At 71.8% G+C, this 16,971-nt stretch carries 4 protein-coding genes and 1 pseudogene; all 5 read right to left on the reverse strand.

The window, feature by feature from the left end; all coding sequences use genetic code 11:
• Window positions 1–3: 3 nt before the first annotated feature.
• The 5 genes and pseudogenes from RND61_RS20830 to RND61_RS20850 all read right to left on the reverse strand — a co-directional run bounded on the left by RND61_RS20830 (window position 4) and on the right by RND61_RS20850 (window position 16,957).
• On the reverse strand, window positions 4–3,822 hold the full coding sequence (locus RND61_RS20830; protein ID WP_315879537.1) for an amino acid adenylation domain-containing protein: 3,819 nt from the start codon (window positions 3,820–3,822) through the stop codon (window positions 4–6).
• Window positions 3,819–5,141: an MFS transporter gene (locus tag RND61_RS20835; RefSeq protein ID WP_315879538.1), complete on the reverse strand. Its 1,323-nt coding sequence runs from the start codon at window positions 5,139–5,141 to the stop codon at window positions 3,819–3,821. Before RND61_RS20835 ends, RND61_RS20830 begins: the two co-directional genes overlap by 4 nt.
• 139 nt (window positions 5,142–5,280) lie before the next feature.
• A pseudogene (locus tag RND61_RS20840) lies at window positions 5,281–13,122 on the reverse strand (amino acid adenylation domain-containing protein); the annotation flags it as partial.
• Between the two features lie 96 nt (window positions 13,123–13,218).
• Window positions 13,219–15,015 carry a flavin-containing monooxygenase gene (locus RND61_RS20845; protein ID WP_391653826.1) on the reverse strand — a complete coding sequence of 599 codons (1,797 nt, stop codon included), beginning with the start codon at window positions 15,013–15,015 and terminating at the stop codon, window positions 13,219–13,221.
• 229 nt (window positions 15,016–15,244) lie between these two features.
• The gene (locus tag RND61_RS20850; protein ID WP_315879541.1) at window positions 15,245–16,957 is read right to left on the reverse strand and encodes a carbamoyltransferase N-terminal domain-containing protein; all 1,713 of its coding nucleotides are present in this window, start codon (window positions 16,955–16,957) and stop codon (window positions 15,245–15,247) included.
• Window positions 16,958–16,971: the final 14 nt, after the last annotated feature.

Genomic DNA, 16,971 nt, shown 5'->3' on the forward strand with positions numbered 1-16,971 from the left:
GGGTCACGATTCGAGCTCCCGTCCGATCAGCTCGGCGAGTCGGGCGACGTGGGGCTGCCGCATGATGCCGTGGTGGGTGGTGGGCACCGAAGCGAAGCCGAGCTCCGGGCCGACCACCGATCCCCAGCCCCAGGTGCGGTCCGGGTCGTGCGGCTCGCCGGTCGGCTCCGCCCGCACCAACAGCACCGGGAAGTCGGGGCGGTCGAAACTGTTGCGCTGCTGTACGAAGTAGCGGTCCAAGGCGGTCATGTTGGTCGTGTAGACGTCCAGCAGGCTCCGCAGCTCCGCCTCGCCCGCGTCCGGGGGCAGCCGCCCGACGTCCTGCATGGCCGCGAGCAGTTCCCGCTCACCGAACTCCCCCGCCGGCAGGTCCAACTGGTAGTGAAAGGCGAAGCGGCGGACGAGGTAGTCGGCGGGCTTCTGCGCCAGTGCGCCGTCGTCGGCGGCGGGGACACCGCAGTTGACGATGATCAGCTGCGCCACCTCGTGCCCGGAGCGGCGCAGGGCCTTGGCCGTGGCGTAGGCCATCAGGCCGCCGAAGCACCAGCCGATGATCACCGGCGGGGCGTCGCCGGCGGCCGCGACGGTCGCCGCGTACCCCTCGGCCATGGCGGTGAAGTCCTCCTGCGGCGGCCTGCCGTGCAGACCCCAGGCTTCGATGCCAAAGACCGGCCGGTCCGCCGGCAGCGCACGGGCCAGCTCCCAGTAGCTCAGCGTGTTGCCACCGCCCGGGTGGACGCAGAAGATCGGGGCCCCGACGTCCGCTCCGGAAGCGGCACGCAGCGGGACCAGGTTCGAGTCCTGGGCTTCGCTGCCGCGCACCAGGACCGCCATCGCCGCGACGGTCGGCGCGGTGAACACCGCGGACATCGGCAAACGGCAGCCGAAGGCGCTGTTGATCTGGGCCATGAGTTTGATCGCCCGCAGGGACTGCCCGCCGAACTCGAAGAAGTCGGCGTCCGGGGACGAGATGTCCTGGTCGAGAGTGGAGGACCAGATGGCCAGCAGGCGCTGTTCCACCGAGTCGCGCGGTCGGCCGGCCCTGGCCTTCGGCGGCTCGACCGGAGCGAGGGCGCGACGGTCCAGCTTGCCGTTGCGGGTCAGCGGAAGCCGGTCCAGCACCTGCCAGCCGGTCGGCACCAGGGCGGCCGGCAGCCAGTCGCCGACGGCCTTCCTCACCTGCTCGACCGGCGGCGCGGAACCGTCCGTGGCGACCAGGTAGGCATCGAGGTGCGTCACCAGACCGCTGTCGTCGGCGCGTGCCACGACGGCCGCGGCTCCGACTCCGCACCGCCCGGTGAGCAGCGCCTCGATCTCACCGACCTGGAGGCGGTATCCGCGCAGCTTCACCTGGTCGTCGATCCGGCCGAGGATCTCGACGCCCGCGCCGGGCACGAGGCGGCCGAGGTCGCCGGTCCGGTAGCCGTCCGAGGCTTCGGCGGTGCCGAAGCCCGGCAGCCCTTCGCGCAACCGCGCGAGATACCCGAGGCCCACGCCGGGACCGCTGACCACCACCTCGCCGGGGCACCAGGGCGGCAGCGGGACGCCCGCTTCGTCGACCACCGTCAGGGCGTTCTCCCCCAGGCCGCCGCCCACCGTGATCGAGGAGCAGCGTGCGTCGACCGGCTCGTCCGGCGCGAGGCACGAGGCGCCCACCGTCGTCTCGGTCGGGCCGTAGTGGTTGTACACCCGCAGCGACGGCGCGAGCTCCCGCACCCTCTCGTACAGCGGACGCGGCAGCAGCTCGCCGCCGAGCACGAGCGCCTCGCTCGGCAGCAACGCCGCCGGATCGTCGGCCTCCGCCAGGAGCGCCGAGAGGTGCGAGGGGACCAGCTTCAGCGCGGCCGCGGGGTGCGTCCGGAACCACTCGGTGAGAGCGGCGGGGCTCGTGGCGGTCTCGGCGGGGACGAGTTGGACGCATCCGCCGCTCGCCAGGGTCGGGAAGACGGCCGTATAGGCAAGGTCCGCGGCGAGCGTGGAGACCGCTGCGCATTCGGCGCCCTCGGACAGCATGAGCGTCTCACCCATGGCGGCGGCGTAGTGCGCCAGCTGCTCGTGCCCGATGACGACGCCCTTGGGAAGGCCCGAGGTGCCGGACGTGAAGATCACGTAGGCGGCGCCCGCGGCCGGTGCGCCGGACGGCGCCGCGCGCTGTGGGTCCACGGCCGCGTCGGCCGTGGTCACGGTGCGGACGGAGACCGGGTGATCGGCCTTCGGAAGGGGCGTGAGCAGCAGCGCGGGGTCGGCCTCCCCCAGGATCATCTCGATCCGCTGTCGCGGCCACGAAGGGTCGAGGGGGACGAACGCCGCGCCGGCGAGCCAGACCCCGAGCATCGCGACGACCGTCTCCGCCGAGGCCGGCGCGAACAGCGCGACCCGCTGTCCGGCCCGCACGCCGTGCTCGCGCAGCAGGTGTGCCACCGCGTCGGCGCGCAGCGCCGCGTCCCGGTAGGACACGACGGTCTCGCCGCAGCGCAGCGCCGGTCGCGCGGGCGTGCGGTCCGCCTGCCGGAGGAAGCGGTCGAGCACCGGGGCGTACCGCGCGCGCGGCTCGGCGCCCGCGGTCGACGCGTTCGGCGCGGTGAGCCGAAGGCCGCCGACGGCGCGGTCCGTGCCGCCGGACAGCGCATCAGCGAGCTGGTGCTCGAAGGCCGCCGCGACGAGGTCCAGATCGGCCCGTGCGACGCGACCGCCGGTACCGACGAAGGTCAGGTGCACGCTTCGCGGTCCGCGGACGCAGTCGAGGTGGAGCGGACCGGGCACGTCGTACGCGGATGTCTCGGCCGAGATCGCATCGGCCCACTGGTCCTGGCGGTGGCGGTACGAGAGCGAGGCGCCGCCCGGTGCGCGGTGCGGGGACGCCACGGTCCCGGGGTCGACCTGGTTCTCGATCGCCGCGACGGAACGGAGCGCGTCCTGCGCGGTCCGCAGCGCGTCGGCGACCGGGGTGTCCGCGGCGATCTCCAACCGCACCGGTACCGGGCGCTCCAGCAGGCCGAGCACGTTCTCCAGGCCGTCCGTGGACCGGCCGTCGGCCAGCACGACCACGTGGTCGTCGGCGTCGCGGCAGTACCGGTCGTACAGCGAGCGCCACAGGGCCAGCAGCACCGCCGACTCGCTCACGCCGCACCGTCCGGCGAGCGCGTCCAGCCGTTCCAGCGCCGGCCCCTGGACGACGGTCGAGACGCGCACCGGCTCGGCGGCCCCGTCCCCGAGGTCGGCGGGCAGGAGGAAGGGCGGCGCGGAGGACGGCGTCGACGGCTGCCGCCCGGTGTCGCCGGTCTCCTGCGGCCGCGCCGACTGCTCCAGGACTTCGCCGAGCCAGGCGGCGACATCGGCGTACTGGAGCGTCTCGTCATCGGTTGCGGCGCCGTCGGCGGCCGTGCCCCGAAGGTCCTCGGGGTCCTGGAGCAGAAGGCCGACGAGCTGCTGCCAGGAGGCGTCGTCGACGCTCAGCCGCGGCAGGGTGAGAACCAGCAGCGTGCCGTCCGGACCGAGTGCGTGCTCGACGGTCAGCGCGCCGGCCCGGAGCACCGTGCGTTCTGCGACCGCCTGCTCGACCGTGACCGGGCCGACCGGATCCACGACCTGGACGAGGGTGGGAAGCCCCGCGAACTCGGTGTACCGCGTGCGCAGGATCTCGTGCGCGGCGACCGCCGCCGCGATCCGGGCCTCCAGGACCGGCACCGGGACGCGTGCGGCGGTGCGGACCGTGCGGACCGCCGTGCTCCCGGCCTGGCCCGACCGGGCGAGCTGCTGCGGAGAGAGCTGGTAGCCCTCCTCCTGCACCGGGACGTCCGGGGACGTCGACGTCGTTGTCATGATGTTTGCTCCTGAATGGGTACGCCGGACACCGGCGCGGGGGTCGAAGCGGTGTCGGCGGGCGGCGCGTCGAGGCGGCGTACCGCGCGCACGGGCGAGCACAGCAGGGCGAGGGCGGCCAGGAACGTCCCGCTGGCGCCCAGCAGGACGGTCGTCCGCAGCCCGGCCCCGGACGCGAGCGCGCCGCCGAGCAGCGAGCCGAGCGAGTACGCGCCCAGGGCACAGGTACGCGCCGTGGCGTTCACCCGCCCGAGCAGTTCGTCCGGGGTGGTGACCTGCCGGAAACTGATCACCGTCACGTTGAAGACGGGCACGCTGAACTGGACGGCGAAGGAGGCCGCCGCCACGACGGCGATCACCGCCGGCGAGTGGCCATGCACGGCCGCGAGGACGAGGTAGCCGAGGCCGGGCAACGCCATCGTCAGGATCAGTGTCGGTCCGACGCCGAACCGTCCGGTCAGCCGGCCGACCAGGAGGGCGCCGGTCAGCGCGCCCACGCTGCCGACCGCGACGATCAGGCCGACCTGCGTCGAGCCCATCCCGAGCACCCGGATCAAGTAGAGGAAGAACACCGACATCAGCGCGCCGGAGAACAGGTTGATGATCACCGCGGCGGTGGTGAACCAGCGCAGCAGTGGCTGCCTCCAGATCACGGCGAATCCCTCACGGATCGCGGCGCGGACCGAGAGGGCCGACGCACCGGGCTGCGGCTTCGGTGCCTCGTCGGCCGGAAGTCCCGCCGTCGTGAAGAAGGACAGGACGTAGCTCACGGCGTCCACCGCGATCGCCACCGGCGCGCCGAGCGCGGAGACCAGCAGCCCCGCCGCGCCCGGCCCGGCGACCTGCCCCATCGAGCCCGAGAGCTCCAGCTTCCCGTTCGCCTCGGGGAGCCGGTCCCGGCCGACCAGACCGGGCACGTAGGACTGGTACGCGAGGTCGAAGAACACGGTCATCACGCCGAGGACGAAGACCACGACGAAGAGCTGGCCGATGTTCAGCACGCCGAGCGCGTGCCCGACGGGGATCCAGGCGAGGGCCGCGGCCCGTACGACGTCGGCGACGATCATCACGGAACGGCGTGCCCGGCGGTCCAGCAGCACACCGACGAAGAGGCCGAACAGCAGGAACGGCAGCGTTTCGAGGGCGACGAGCGCCCCCGCCTCCAGCGGCGTCGCGTCGAGCAGCAGGACGGCGGTCAGCGGCATCGCGACGTAGGTGATCTGGGTACCGAGGAGCGAGGCCGACTGGCCGGTCCACAGCAGGACGAAGTGCCGGTGGCGCAAGAGTGAGCGCGGCTTCGCCCCGGCGCGTCGCGTCATCGGCGTCTTCCTGTCGAGCCGGGTTCTCCATCCGGATGACCAAGGATTTCTGGCATGCGTTCGCCCAACTTTCCGGAGAAGCGGAAACCTTCGAAGTACGTTCCTTCGGCAGCCGCCGAAGACCATGTGCGGGGCAATCTCAGGCCCGTGCGGTTCCGCCGGTGGGCTGCTCCCGCGAAGGGCGGGAGCCGACCAGCACCCGCCGCTTTCCGGGGCCGGGCCCTCTCAGGGGCGGCGGTTCCTGGGCTTCGGTGGTGCCGATGGACCGGTCGGGGTGGGTGATCAGTTCCTGGAACAGCCGGGCGAAGCGCCCGGCCAGCGCCTGGATCGTGTCGTGGTCGAACAGGTCGGTGGCGTACTCGACGACCCCCTCGATCCCCGCCGGCCGCCCGTCCGCCCCGTACACCCCTCGCAGCAGGAAGTTCAGGTCGAACTTGGCCGACGTCCGCCCCGGGACCACCTCTTCGTCGACGCGCAGCCCCGGCAGGCCGAAGGAGACGCCGGCAGCGCTGTCGAAGGACAGGTTCACCTGGAACAGGGGGTGGCGGGCCAGGGACCGGGGCGGGTCCAGGACCTCCACCAGCCGCTCGAAGGGCAGGTCCTGGTGATCGAACACCGCCAGGTCCGTCTCCCGGACCCGTTCCAGCACCTCGCGGAACGTCGGCTCCCCCGACAGGTCGGTGCGCAGGACCACGGTGTTGACGAAGAACCCGACCAGGTCGTGCAGCGCCTCGTCACCGCGCCCGGCCAGCGGCGTGCCGAGCGGGACGTCCGTCCCGGCGCCCCACCGCGACAGCAGCACCGACAGCGCCGCCTGCACCACCATGAACGGCGTCACGCCCGTCCGGCGGGCCAGGTCGTCGCCCCGTGCGTGCGCGTCCGCGTCGATCGCCACGGGTACTTCGGCACCACGGTGGCTGGCCACCGCAGGACGCGGCCGGTCGAAGGGCAGGGGCAGCACGTCCGGCAGCCCCGCCAGCGCGCCGCGCCAGAACACCGCCTGCCGGGCCGCCAGGCTGTCGGGGTCGCCCGCGTCGCCCAGCAGTTCGCGCTGCCACAAGGCGTAGTCGGCGTACTGGACGGGCAGTTCGTCCCACTTCGGCGCCGTGCCGCCGACCCGCGCGGCGTAGGCAGCCGCGAGGTCCCGGCCCAGGGGGCCCGCCGACCAGCCGTCACAGGCGATGTGGTGCAGCACGAGGACCAGCACGTGCTCGTCCGGGCCCACCGAGAACCCCCGGGCGTGCACGGGAATCTCGGCGGCCAGATCGAACACGTGCCCCTCCGCCTCGGCCACCAGATCCGCGACGCGGTCGGCACCGGTGTCGGACCACACGAGGGGCAGCACGACCTCGCCGGCGGGCACGATCCGCTGGAACGGCTCGCCGTCGGGTGCCGGAAAGACCGTCCGCAGGCTCTCGTGCCGCCCCACCACGTCACGGAGCCCCGCCTCCAGTGCGCCCCGGTCCAGTGTCCCGGACAGGCGCAGCACCAACGGCATGTTGTACGTCGCGCTCGGCCCCTCCAGTTGGTTGACGATCCACAGCCGTTGCTGCGCGAACGAGAGCGGCATCGGATCCGGGCGAACCGCGGCCTTCATCGCCGGGCGCGAAGGCCCGGCCTCGGCCCCGGTCAGCGCACCGGCGAGGGCGGCGACGGTGGGGTTCTCGAACAGGGTGCGAATGGCGAGCTCGGCCCCGAGCAGCGCCCGGACGCGGGCGACCAGCCGCGTCGCCAGCAGCGAGTGACCGCCGAGAGCGAAGAAGTCGTCGTCGACGCCGACCGCGGGCAGGCCCAGCACCTCGGCGAAGGCGGTGCACAGGATCTCCTCCCGCGCCGTGGCCGGGGCGCGGTGGGTGGAGACGGCGGCGTAGTCCGGCGCCGGCAGGGCCCTGCGGTCCAGCTTCCCGTTGGGCGTCGACGGCAACCGGTCCAGGACCACGACCGCCGCCGGCACCAGGTACTCCGGCAGGATCCCGGCGACGTGCCGCCTGAGCAGGCCGGGCAACTGGGCGAGCCGTTCCGGGCCCTGGCCCGGGCCGGGTACCACGTAACCGACCAGACGCTTGTCGCCGGGGACGGCCTCGTGGACCACGACGGCGGCCCGGGCGACGCCGGGGTGCCCGCCCAGTGCCGCCTCGACCTCGCCGATCTCGATCCGGAATCCTCGGATCTTGACCTGGTCGTCGGCCCGGCCGGCGAACTCCAGGCTGCCGTCGGCGTGTCGGCGGGCCAGGTCCCCGGTCCGGTACATCCGTTCCCCGGGCTCGCCGAACGGGCACGCGACGAACCGCTCCGCGGTCAGTCCCGCACGGCCGAGGTACCCCCGTGCCAGGCCGGCACCGGCCACGTACAGCTCCCCCGTCACGCCGGGCGCGACCGGCTGCAGGCCGTCGTCGAGGACGAACGCCCGCATGTTGAACGTGGGTCGCCCGAGGATCGGCCTCGGTGCGGACCGGGGCTCGGCGAAGACCTGGTAGACCGTGCACTCCGTGGGCCCGTAGAAGCTGAAGCTGCGGGTGCCGTCGCCCAGTGACCCGAGCCATTCCCAGAGCGCGTCGGGGACGGCCTCGCCGCCGACCACGAGCAGCGCGGGGCGGCGCCGGCCGTCGAACAGGCCGCCCGCCACGGCGGAGGCCATGTGGGAGGGGGTCAGCTCGAGGAAGTCGACGTCGTGCTCGTCCAGCCACGTCGCGAGCAGGCCGTTGTCGGAGAGCACCTCCGTGCTGACGACGTGCAGCTCGTGCCCCTCCATCAGGCCCGAGAGCTGGTCCCAGCAGGCGTCGAAGGATATGGAGTTGGTCAGGGCGACGCGCAGGGGCCGGCCGTGCGGCGACACGGCGGCGGCGGCGAAGACCGATTCGCGATGGACGGTGATGAAGTTGGTGATGCCGCGGTGCGGCATGACCACGCCCTTGGGGGTTCCGGTGGAACCGGAGGTGTAGATGACGTAGGCGGGGTGCGCGGGGTCCAGCGGGGTGGTGCGGTCCGCATCCGTCGGGTCGTGGTCCGACGCCGGGTCCGCGGTCAGCCTCTGCTCAGTGGCCGGGTCGTCGAGGACCAGCAGGGGCGCGTCGGCCGGCAGGCGTGCCGCGGTGCGCCGAAGCGTCACCACGCACGACGGCTTCGAGTCCTCGATCATGAACCGCACCCGGTCCACCGGGTAGTCGACGTCGATCGGCAGATACGCCGCGCCCGCCTTGACCACGCCGAGCATCGCCACGATGAGTTCGGTCGACCGCGGCAGCGCCAGGGCCACCACGTCTTCGGGGCCGACTCCGTCGTCGATCAGGTGGTGGGCGAGTCGGTTGGCGCGGGCATTGAGCTCGCGGTAGGTCAGGGAGGTGTCGTCGAAGACGACCGCGGTGGCCTCGGGGGTACGGGCCGCCTGGGCCTGGAAGAGCGCGGGCAGCGTCGTGGGCGGGACCGGGCGGGCGGTGTCGTTCCAGACGTGCAGCACCTCCTGCCGTTCCGCGGCCGACAGCAGCGAGACCCGGTCGACCCGCTGCGCGGGTTCGGCGGTCAGGGTGCCGAGGACGCGGCTGAAGCGCTCGGCGATCCGCTCGACGGTCGCGTGGTCGAACAGGTCGACGGCGTAGGTGAGCTCGCCGGTCATCCCGGCGGGCCGGCCGCGGTCGTCGAAGCGCTCACTCAGGTCGACGTTCAGGTCGAACTTCGCCGGGGTGTCGCCGTCGGGCAGGATGCTCGTGCGCAGGCCCGGCAGGTCGAGCACGGGATCGGTGTTGTTCTGCAGGGAGAGCATCACCTGGAACAGCGGGTGGCGGGCCATCGAGCGGGCCGGGGCCAGCTCCTCGACCAGGCGCTCGAAGGGCACGTCCTGGTGCGCGAACGCGTCGAGCGCCTGCTCGCGCACGCGGGCCAGCAGCTCGCGGAAGGACGGGCCGCCGGAGAGGTCCGTGCGCAGCACCAGAGTGTTGACGAAGAACCCGACGAGGTCGTCGAGCGCGGTGTCGGTGCGTCCGGCCGTCGGGGTTCCGATCGGGATGTCCGGGCCGGCGCCGAGCCGGGAGAGCACCACGCCCAGCGCGGCCTGGAGCACCATGAACACGGTCACGCCCTCGGCCCGGGCCAGCTCGGCGGCCCGCGCGTGGATCGAGGCGGGAACGTCCAGCGGCACGCTCGCGCCCCGGTGCGTGGCCACCGCCGGGCGGGCGCGGTCGACCGGCAGCGACAGTTCCTCCGGCAACCCGGCCAGTGCCCGGCGCCAATGGGCCAACTGCTTGCTCAGCAGGCTCTCCGGGTCCTGCGCCGAGCCGAGCAGCTCGCGCTGCCAGCGCGTGTAGTCCGCGTACTGCACCGGCAGCGGCACCCAGTCCGGAGCCCGGCCGGCACGGCGCGCCGTGTACGCCACCGACAGGTCCCGCGCCAGGGGTGCCATCGACCAGCCGTCGCCGGCGATGTGGTGCACGAGCAGCACCAGCACCTGCTCGCCCGCGTCGGCGTCGAACAGCCAGGCGCGGAAGGGCACGTCGGCGGACAGGTCGAAGCCGTACCTCACGGCCTCGATCACCCGCGCGGGCACGCCGGACGGCCCGGCCTGATCGGCCGGCACCACCGTGAGCACCTCGCCGAGCTCCTCGACCGGCACCACCTGCTGATACGGCTGTCCGTCGAACACCGGGAAGCGCGTACGCAGCACCTCGTGGCGTCCGAGCACATCCCGCAGCGCCGCGGCCAGCGCACGCGTGTCGAGCGCCCCGGACAACCTGATGACGGCCGGAACGTTGTACGTCGCGCTGGGCCCCTCCAGCTCGCCGAGGAACCAGAGCCGCTGCTGCGCGAACGACAGCGGCAGCGGCTCCGGACGGGCCGCGGCCACCAGCGCCGGACGCGAGGACTCGGCCCCGTCCAGCGCACCGGCCAGGGCGGCGACGGTGGGGGCTTCGAACAGGGTGCGGAGGGTGAGTTCGACGCCGAGCAGGGACCGGATGCGGGCGACCAGGCTGATGGCGAGCAGGGAGTGGCCGCCGAGGTCGAAGAAGTTGTCGTCGACGCCCACGGCGGGCAGCCCCAGCACCTCGGCGAACGCCGCACACAGCCGCTCTTCCCGCACCGTGGTCGGGGCGCGGCGCGTCGAGGCCGACGCGTAGTCCGGGGCGGGCAGGGCCCTGCGGTCCAGCTTCCCGTTGGGCGTCAGCGGCAGCCGGTCCAGCACCATGACCGCGGTCGGCACCATGAACCGCGGCAGCCCCTCCCCGGCGAACCGCCGCACCTGCGCCGCGTCCGGCGCACCCGCACCGGCCGGGACCACGTAGGCCACCAGACGCTTGTCCCCGGGCCGGTCCTCCCGGGCGACGACCGCGACCTGCCCGACCTCCGGATGCCGGCCCAGCACCGCCTCGATCTCGCCCAACTCGACCCGGAACCCCCGGATCTTCACCTGGTCGTCGGCCCGGCCGAGGTACTCGAGGTTCCCGTCCGCCCGCCACCGCACCAGGTCCCCGGTCCGGTACATCCGCTCCCCGGGCACGCCGAACGGACAGGCCACGAACCGCTCCGCGGTCAACCCCGGACGGCCGAGGTACCCCCGGGCCAGCCCCGCACCGGACACGTACAGCTCACCGGCCACGCCCACCGGCACCGGCCGCAACCCGCCGTCGAGCACGTACACCCGCATGTTGTCCAGCGGTCGGCCGATGGGCACCCGGTCGGCGACGTCATCGGCCGAACGCAGCCGGCGGCTGGTGGCGAACGTGGTGGTCTCGGTGGGGCCGTACCCGTTGACCACGTCGAGACCGGGGCATGCCCGCAGCACCCGCCGTACGGCGACCGGCGAGAGGACGTCGCCGCCGGCCCACACCTCGCGCACGCCCGCGAAACACTCCGGGGCCTGTTCCGCCATGAGCGCGAACACACCCGCGGTGAGCCACAGCGCCGTGATCCGCTCCTCGGCGATCAGCCGGCGCAGAACCCGGGCGTCCAGGTCCCCCGGCGGTGCGATCACCAGGCGACCCCCGGAGAGCAGCGGCACCCACATCTCGTACGTCGAGGCGTCGAAAGCGTGCGGCGAGTGCACCAGGACGCGCCCGTGCGCCCCGCCGCGCCAACGCCGGTCGAACGCCAGCGCCGTGACGTCCCGGTGCCGGGCCGCCACCCCCTTGGGAACCCCGGTGGACCCGGAGGTGAACATGACGTACGCCAACTGATCGGCGCTCACGACCCGGTCCGGGTCACTGGCCGGTTCGCCGGAGAGGTCCACGTCCCCCAGCACCATCACCCGCGCACCGCACCTCGTCCCCGCGAGCAGCGTGGCATCATCGGTCAGCACGACGCGTGCGCCGCAGTCGTCCACCGCCCACGCCGCACGCTCCGGCGGGAAACCGGCGTGGATCGGCACGTAGAACCCACCGGCTTTGACCACGGCCAGCACCGCCACGATCACGTCCGCCGACCGCCGCAGCATCAGCGCCACCGGTCCCTCGACGCCCACCCCCCACGCGACCAGCCGGTGCGCCAGCCGGTTGGCCCGTTCGTTGAGCTCGGTGTAGGTCAGGCTCGTGTCACCGCAGACCACCGCGACCGCGTCCGGCGTCTTGGCGACCTGGGCCCGGTAGAGCGCGGGCAGGGTGTCCTGCGGCACCGCGTGCGCGGTGTCGTTCCACTCCTCGATCAGCAACCGGCCTTCCCGGTCGGTCAGGACGTCCACGCGCCCGATGGGCCGGTCGGGGTCGGTCACCAGCCGCTCGAGCAGCCGGTTGAAGCGCCCGGCCAGTTCCCGGACCGTGTCGTGGTCGAACAGGTCGGTGGCGTACTCGACGACCCCCTCGATCCCCGCCGGCCGCCCGTCCGCACCGTACTGTCCTCGCAACTCGAAGTTCAGGTCGAACTTGGCCGTCCTTCCCCCCGACACCTCCAGTTCGTCGACCCGCAGCCCCGGCAGTTCGAAGGAGCTCCCGGCACCGGTCTCGAAGGCCAGCATCACCTGGAACAGCGGGTGGCGGGCCACCGCGCGGGACGGGGCGAGGATCTCCACCAGCCGCTCGAAGGGCAGGTCCTGGTGCTCGAACGCCGCCAGGTCCGTCTCCCGGACCCGCGCCAGCAGCTCCCGGAACGTCGGGTCCCCCGAGACGTCGGTGCGCAGCACCAACGTGTTCACGAAGAACCCGACCAGGTCGTGCAGCGCCTCGTCAGCACGCCCCGCCACCGGCGTGCCCAACGGAACGTCCGTCCCGGCCCCCAGCCGCGACAACAACACCGCCAGCGCCGCCTGCACCACCATGAACGGCGTCACACCCGCCGACCGCGCCACTTCCTCGACCCGCGCGTGCGCACCCGCGCCGACCACCACGGGCACCTCACCACCACGGTGACCGGCCACCACAGGACGCGGCCGGTCGTACGGCAGCCCCAGCTCCTCCGGCAACCCCGCCAACGCCCCGCGCCAGAAATCCGACTGCCGGGCCATCACACTGCCCGGATCGCTCTCCGTCCCCAACAACTCGCGCTGCCACAACGTGTAATCCGCATACTGAACCGGCAACTCGTCCCACTCCGGCGCCGCTCCCTTCACACGCGCCGCGTAGGCGAGTCCCACGTCCCGGCCCAACGGCCCCACCGACCAGCCGTCGCAGGCGATGTGGTGCAGCACCAGCACCAGCACGTGCTCATCGGGTCCCGCCGAGAAGACCCACACCCGCACCGGCACCTCAACCGCGAGGTCGAACACGTACCCCGCGGCCTCAGCCACCACATCCGCGATCCGGCGACCGCCCGCGTCGGCCCACACCAACGGCAGCACCACCTCGTCGGCAGGCACTACCCGCTGGGCCGGCTCGCCGCCCACCACCGGGAAAACCGTCCGCAAACTCTCGTGCCGTCCCACCACATCGCCCAGTGCCGCCGTCAGCGCGTCCCGGTCCAACGCCCCTGACAAACGCAACGCCAACGGCATGTTGTACGTCGCGCTCGGCCCTTCCAACTGGCCGACGATCCACAGCCGCTGCTGCGCGAACGACAACGGAATCATGCGGGCTCCCAGAACTCATACACGGACGATTACACGGACGGATGCACGGACGAACGCACGGACACGTCTACGGACGGGGCCGGCGGGACAGCCTCACTCGGCCCGGTCGAATTTCAGGCCGTCGAAATCCCGGGCCGCACGCCACTGCTGAAGGAGCCGGAAGAACCCCGGCCCATCGGCGCCCGCGAACTCATCGAAAAGGTGATGTGCGCCGAGGTCCGTTCCTTCGTTGTTGATATAGCCGGGGGTGCATCCGGTGGCCAGGAAGTCACGCCATTCCGGATCGACGCCCACCTGCTCCATCCAGGAGTCCTCCGCCTCCCGGGTGACCTCGACGACGTCGACGCCTTCGCTGACCGCGTGCGCCACGACGGCTGCCACGGTCTTGGCCGCCTCGGACAAGTTGTGCGACAGGTTGGAGAACCGCACCCCGCCCGTGAATTGCTGAACGAGGAACGCGTTCGGAAACCCGTGCACATGGATGCCGTGCATCGTGCGCATGCCATCGGCCCAGTGCTCCGACAGCCGCTTGCCGCCCCGGCCGGCGGGGTCGAACCCGGCACGCCGGGTGGGCGCCGTGCCGACCTCGAAGCCCGACGCGTAGACGATGCAGTCCACCGGGTACTCGGTGCCGTCGACCACGACACCTCGCGGCGTGATCCGCTCGACTCCCTTCCCGTCCGTGTCGACCAGGTGAACCGTCGGCACGTTGAAGGCGTCCAGGTACTCATCGTGAAAGGTGATGCGCTTGCACGGAAGGTGGTACCAGGGCTTGAGGAGCGCGGCGGTCCGGGGGTCCTTGACCGTGTCGTCCACCCGGGCGTGGATCGTCCTCATCTTCTCGAGATCGGCGTACACCTCGGCGCTGATCTCCTCGGACGCGTCCGGTGCCGGGCTCGACGCGCCTTCCGCCTCGCGCCACATCCTGGCCAGGGCGGTCCAGCCGTCATTGATCAAATCCTCGGCCGGCTGCTCGGCCGAGGCCATGTTGGCCGCGTAGTTGTCCAGCCAGCGCTGCTGCCAGCCCGGCGTGGCCATCCCGGCGAACCACTCCGGGTCGATCGGCCGGTTGTCCCGCACGTCGACCACGGAGGGGGTGCGCTGGAAGACGAACAGCTCCTGGCAGGCGGTCGCCAGGTGGGGAACGGACTGCACCGCGGTGGCGCCGGTACCGATGATCGCCACGCGCTTGTCGCGCAGCTTGTCCAGCGGTCCGCCGTCCGGGTCGCCGGTGTAGGCGTAGTCCCACCTGCTGGCGTGGAAGGCGTGGCCCGCGAAGGTCTCGATGCCGGGTATGCCGGGCAGCTTCGGTACGGACAGGTGGCCGAGGCCCCAGCTCACGAACTGCGCGGTGAACTCGTCGCCGCGGTCGGTCCGCACCGTCCACAGCCGAGTGGTCTCGTCCCACTCCAGGCCGGTCACCCGGGTGTGGAAGAGCGCGTTCTCGTACAGCCCGTACTGCTTGCCGATGCGCTGGCAGTGCTCGAATATCTCCGGGCCGTGCGCGTACCACTCCGAGGGCACGTACCCGGTCTCCTCCAGCAACGGCAGGTAGACCAGGGAAGCGACGTCGCACTGAACACCCGGGTACCTGTTCCAGTACCACGTTCCGCCGAAGTCGCCTCCGCTCTCGACGATCCTGATGTCGGTGACCCCTGCCGTCTTCAGGTGCGCGCCGGTCATCAGGCCGGCGAAACCGCCGCCGATGAACGCGAACGTGACGTGGTCGCGGTGCGGTTCGCGTTCCGTGCGATCGGTGAACGGGTCCTCGTTCATGTGCGCGTGCTCGCCACTGAGCTGCACGTACTGGTCGTTGCCGTCCGGCCGCAGTCGCTTGGCCCGCTCTGCGGCGTTTTTCGCGAGAAGCATCGGAACATCGGGTCTGGACATGAAAGGGCTCTCCTCCGACTGCATTTCTCCGGACCCACTTCGCGAATTTCCAATAATCAATTGACTTTGCGAGATTAGCACGCGAGATCCGCAAGCCTTAATAAACGCCGGGCAGCACTCGACGGAGCACAGGAATGTGTCTCGCCGGCGAGACACAGGGGAGGTCGTGGCTGCCGCCGCCTGACGCCGGGCGTCAGGCGGCGGTCACACCCGTCAATGCGGCCAGGGCCTAACGAGTGGAATCTTCCCTACGGTAGAGGACGCCTTCGCTCCACACCAGGTCGAGGCGGCCCCACTCCATCGCCGACGCGGCGTCCGGGAAGAAGCTGTGGCCGTTGTAGTTCGCGCTCGTGTTGCACAGGACCGGAATTCCGCTGATCCGGTGGTACTCGCGGAGAATGGCGTGCAGGTTCGGGTCGTCGCCTTCGTTGACCGTCTGCAGCCGAGCGGTGCCGTCCAGGTGCATGATCGCCGGAACGCGGTCGATCCATTCGGGGCGGACCCAGTGCTCGAACAGCATGTAGGGGTCGGGGGTACCCGGATCGAAGACGGTGGGAGCGTGCTCTTCCAGGCAGATCGGCGCGACCGGCCGGTAGTGCTCCCTGTCCTTCGCGTCGTTCAGGAGCTTCTTCATCGACTCCTCCGTGGCGGGGGCGATGATGCTCCGCCCGCCGAGCGCCCGCGGCCCCAGCTCCGCGCGGCCGTTGAGCACGACCGCGGCCTGGCCCGTGGTGTGGAGGATCCGGGCGAGTTCCTCCGGTCCGCACTGCGACACGGTCCACCCCCGCGGCACGTCTCGCGTCGGCTCGAGGCCGGGCCCGAGCCGCGTGCCCCATTCGATCGGCCGCAGGCCCTGGCCGTCGGCCGCGGCGAGGCAGGCCGTGCCGATGGCGACGCCCGAGTCGTCGGGGAACGGGGGAACCCACATGGCCTTGATCATCGGGTGGGCGCGCAGAGCGCTGTTCCACTTGATGTTCAGCGCGCACCCGCCGGCGAAACAGAGGTTCCAGGGGGTGCTGCCCTTCCACGCCCGGATCTTCGAGGTGACGCCTTCGATCAGCAGTTCCTCGAGGAAGACGTGGACCGTCGCCAGCACGTCCACGTCGGTTGCGCCGAGTCCACTGGTGACCTTCTGCACCGCCGTGAGGAATTCATGGACGTAGGCGTGCGAGTTCTCTCCGGTGCTGCCGCACCCGATGATCTTCTGGCGGTAGGCCCGCACACGCGGCGAGTCCGCTTCGAAGTGCTCGTGGAAACTCTCCCGGAAGACCTTCTTGATGTCGTCCCGCGGCGTGCCGAGGGCGATGTACGCCATCATCTTTCCGGCGACGGCGAGGTCGTCGACGTGGGTCGACTTGTTCGGGCGCTTGAACGGCCCCCAGTACTGGGAGGCCATCGAGTACGTGTGCCCGATGAGCGGAAAAGCCTCGCCACCCGGCTCGATGCGGCCGTCCGCGTCGACGCAGTAGAGGCGGGGGAAGCAGCCGCCGTCCCACACCAGAACCATCGACGGCTCGCCGCGCCGGGCGAACGGGCTCGTGCAGTAGGCCGACGCGAGGTGGCCGGCCACGTGAACGTAACTCACGTAGTCCATGGTCCGGCCGCCGATGACCAGGTCGCCCCGGTGGCCGGGCAGCCCCGGGTCGGGCACCCTTTCCGTCTCCCGGTACGACGCCACGACGAGTTCGGTCGGCTTGCCGCCGCTGAGCAGCGAGACACGTCCTTCCGTGGCGCCGTCCCAGCCGTCCACCGCCCACGTGTCGATGTCTCCGAGCTGGTATCCGAAGGTGGAGGTGATCGTGACCAGGTCGTCGAGTTCGTCCACGTTGCTGTAGCGGGAACCGTTGGCGAGCTTCTGCATCTCGATGTTGAACTCGAGGCGGTCGTCGTTGAGCAGCGCGATACCGCCGCTCTGGGTGAGCTTGAGGCCGGCCGTAATCATGGATTCATGTCTCC

This window comes from Streptomyces tamarix (assembly GCF_032423885.1).
GTDB lineage: Bacteria > Actinomycetota > Actinomycetes > Streptomycetales > Streptomycetaceae > Streptomyces > Streptomyces tamarix.

Coding starts and splice junctions, on each gene's coding strand:
- RND61_RS20835 (WP_315879538.1), bottom strand. CDS start 5,141: ATGACGCGACGCGCCGGGGCGAAGCCGCGCTCACTCTTGCGCCACCGG.
- RND61_RS20845 (WP_391653826.1), bottom strand. CDS start 15,015: ATGTCCAGACCCGATGTTCCGATGCTTCTCGCGAAAAACGCCGCAGAG.
- RND61_RS20830 (WP_315879537.1), bottom strand. CDS start 3,822: ATGACAACGACGTCGACGTCCCCGGACGTCCCGGTGCAGGAGGAGGGC.
- RND61_RS20850 (WP_315879541.1), bottom strand. CDS start 16,957: ATGATTACGGCCGGCCTCAAGCTCACCCAGAGCGGCGGTATCGCGCTG.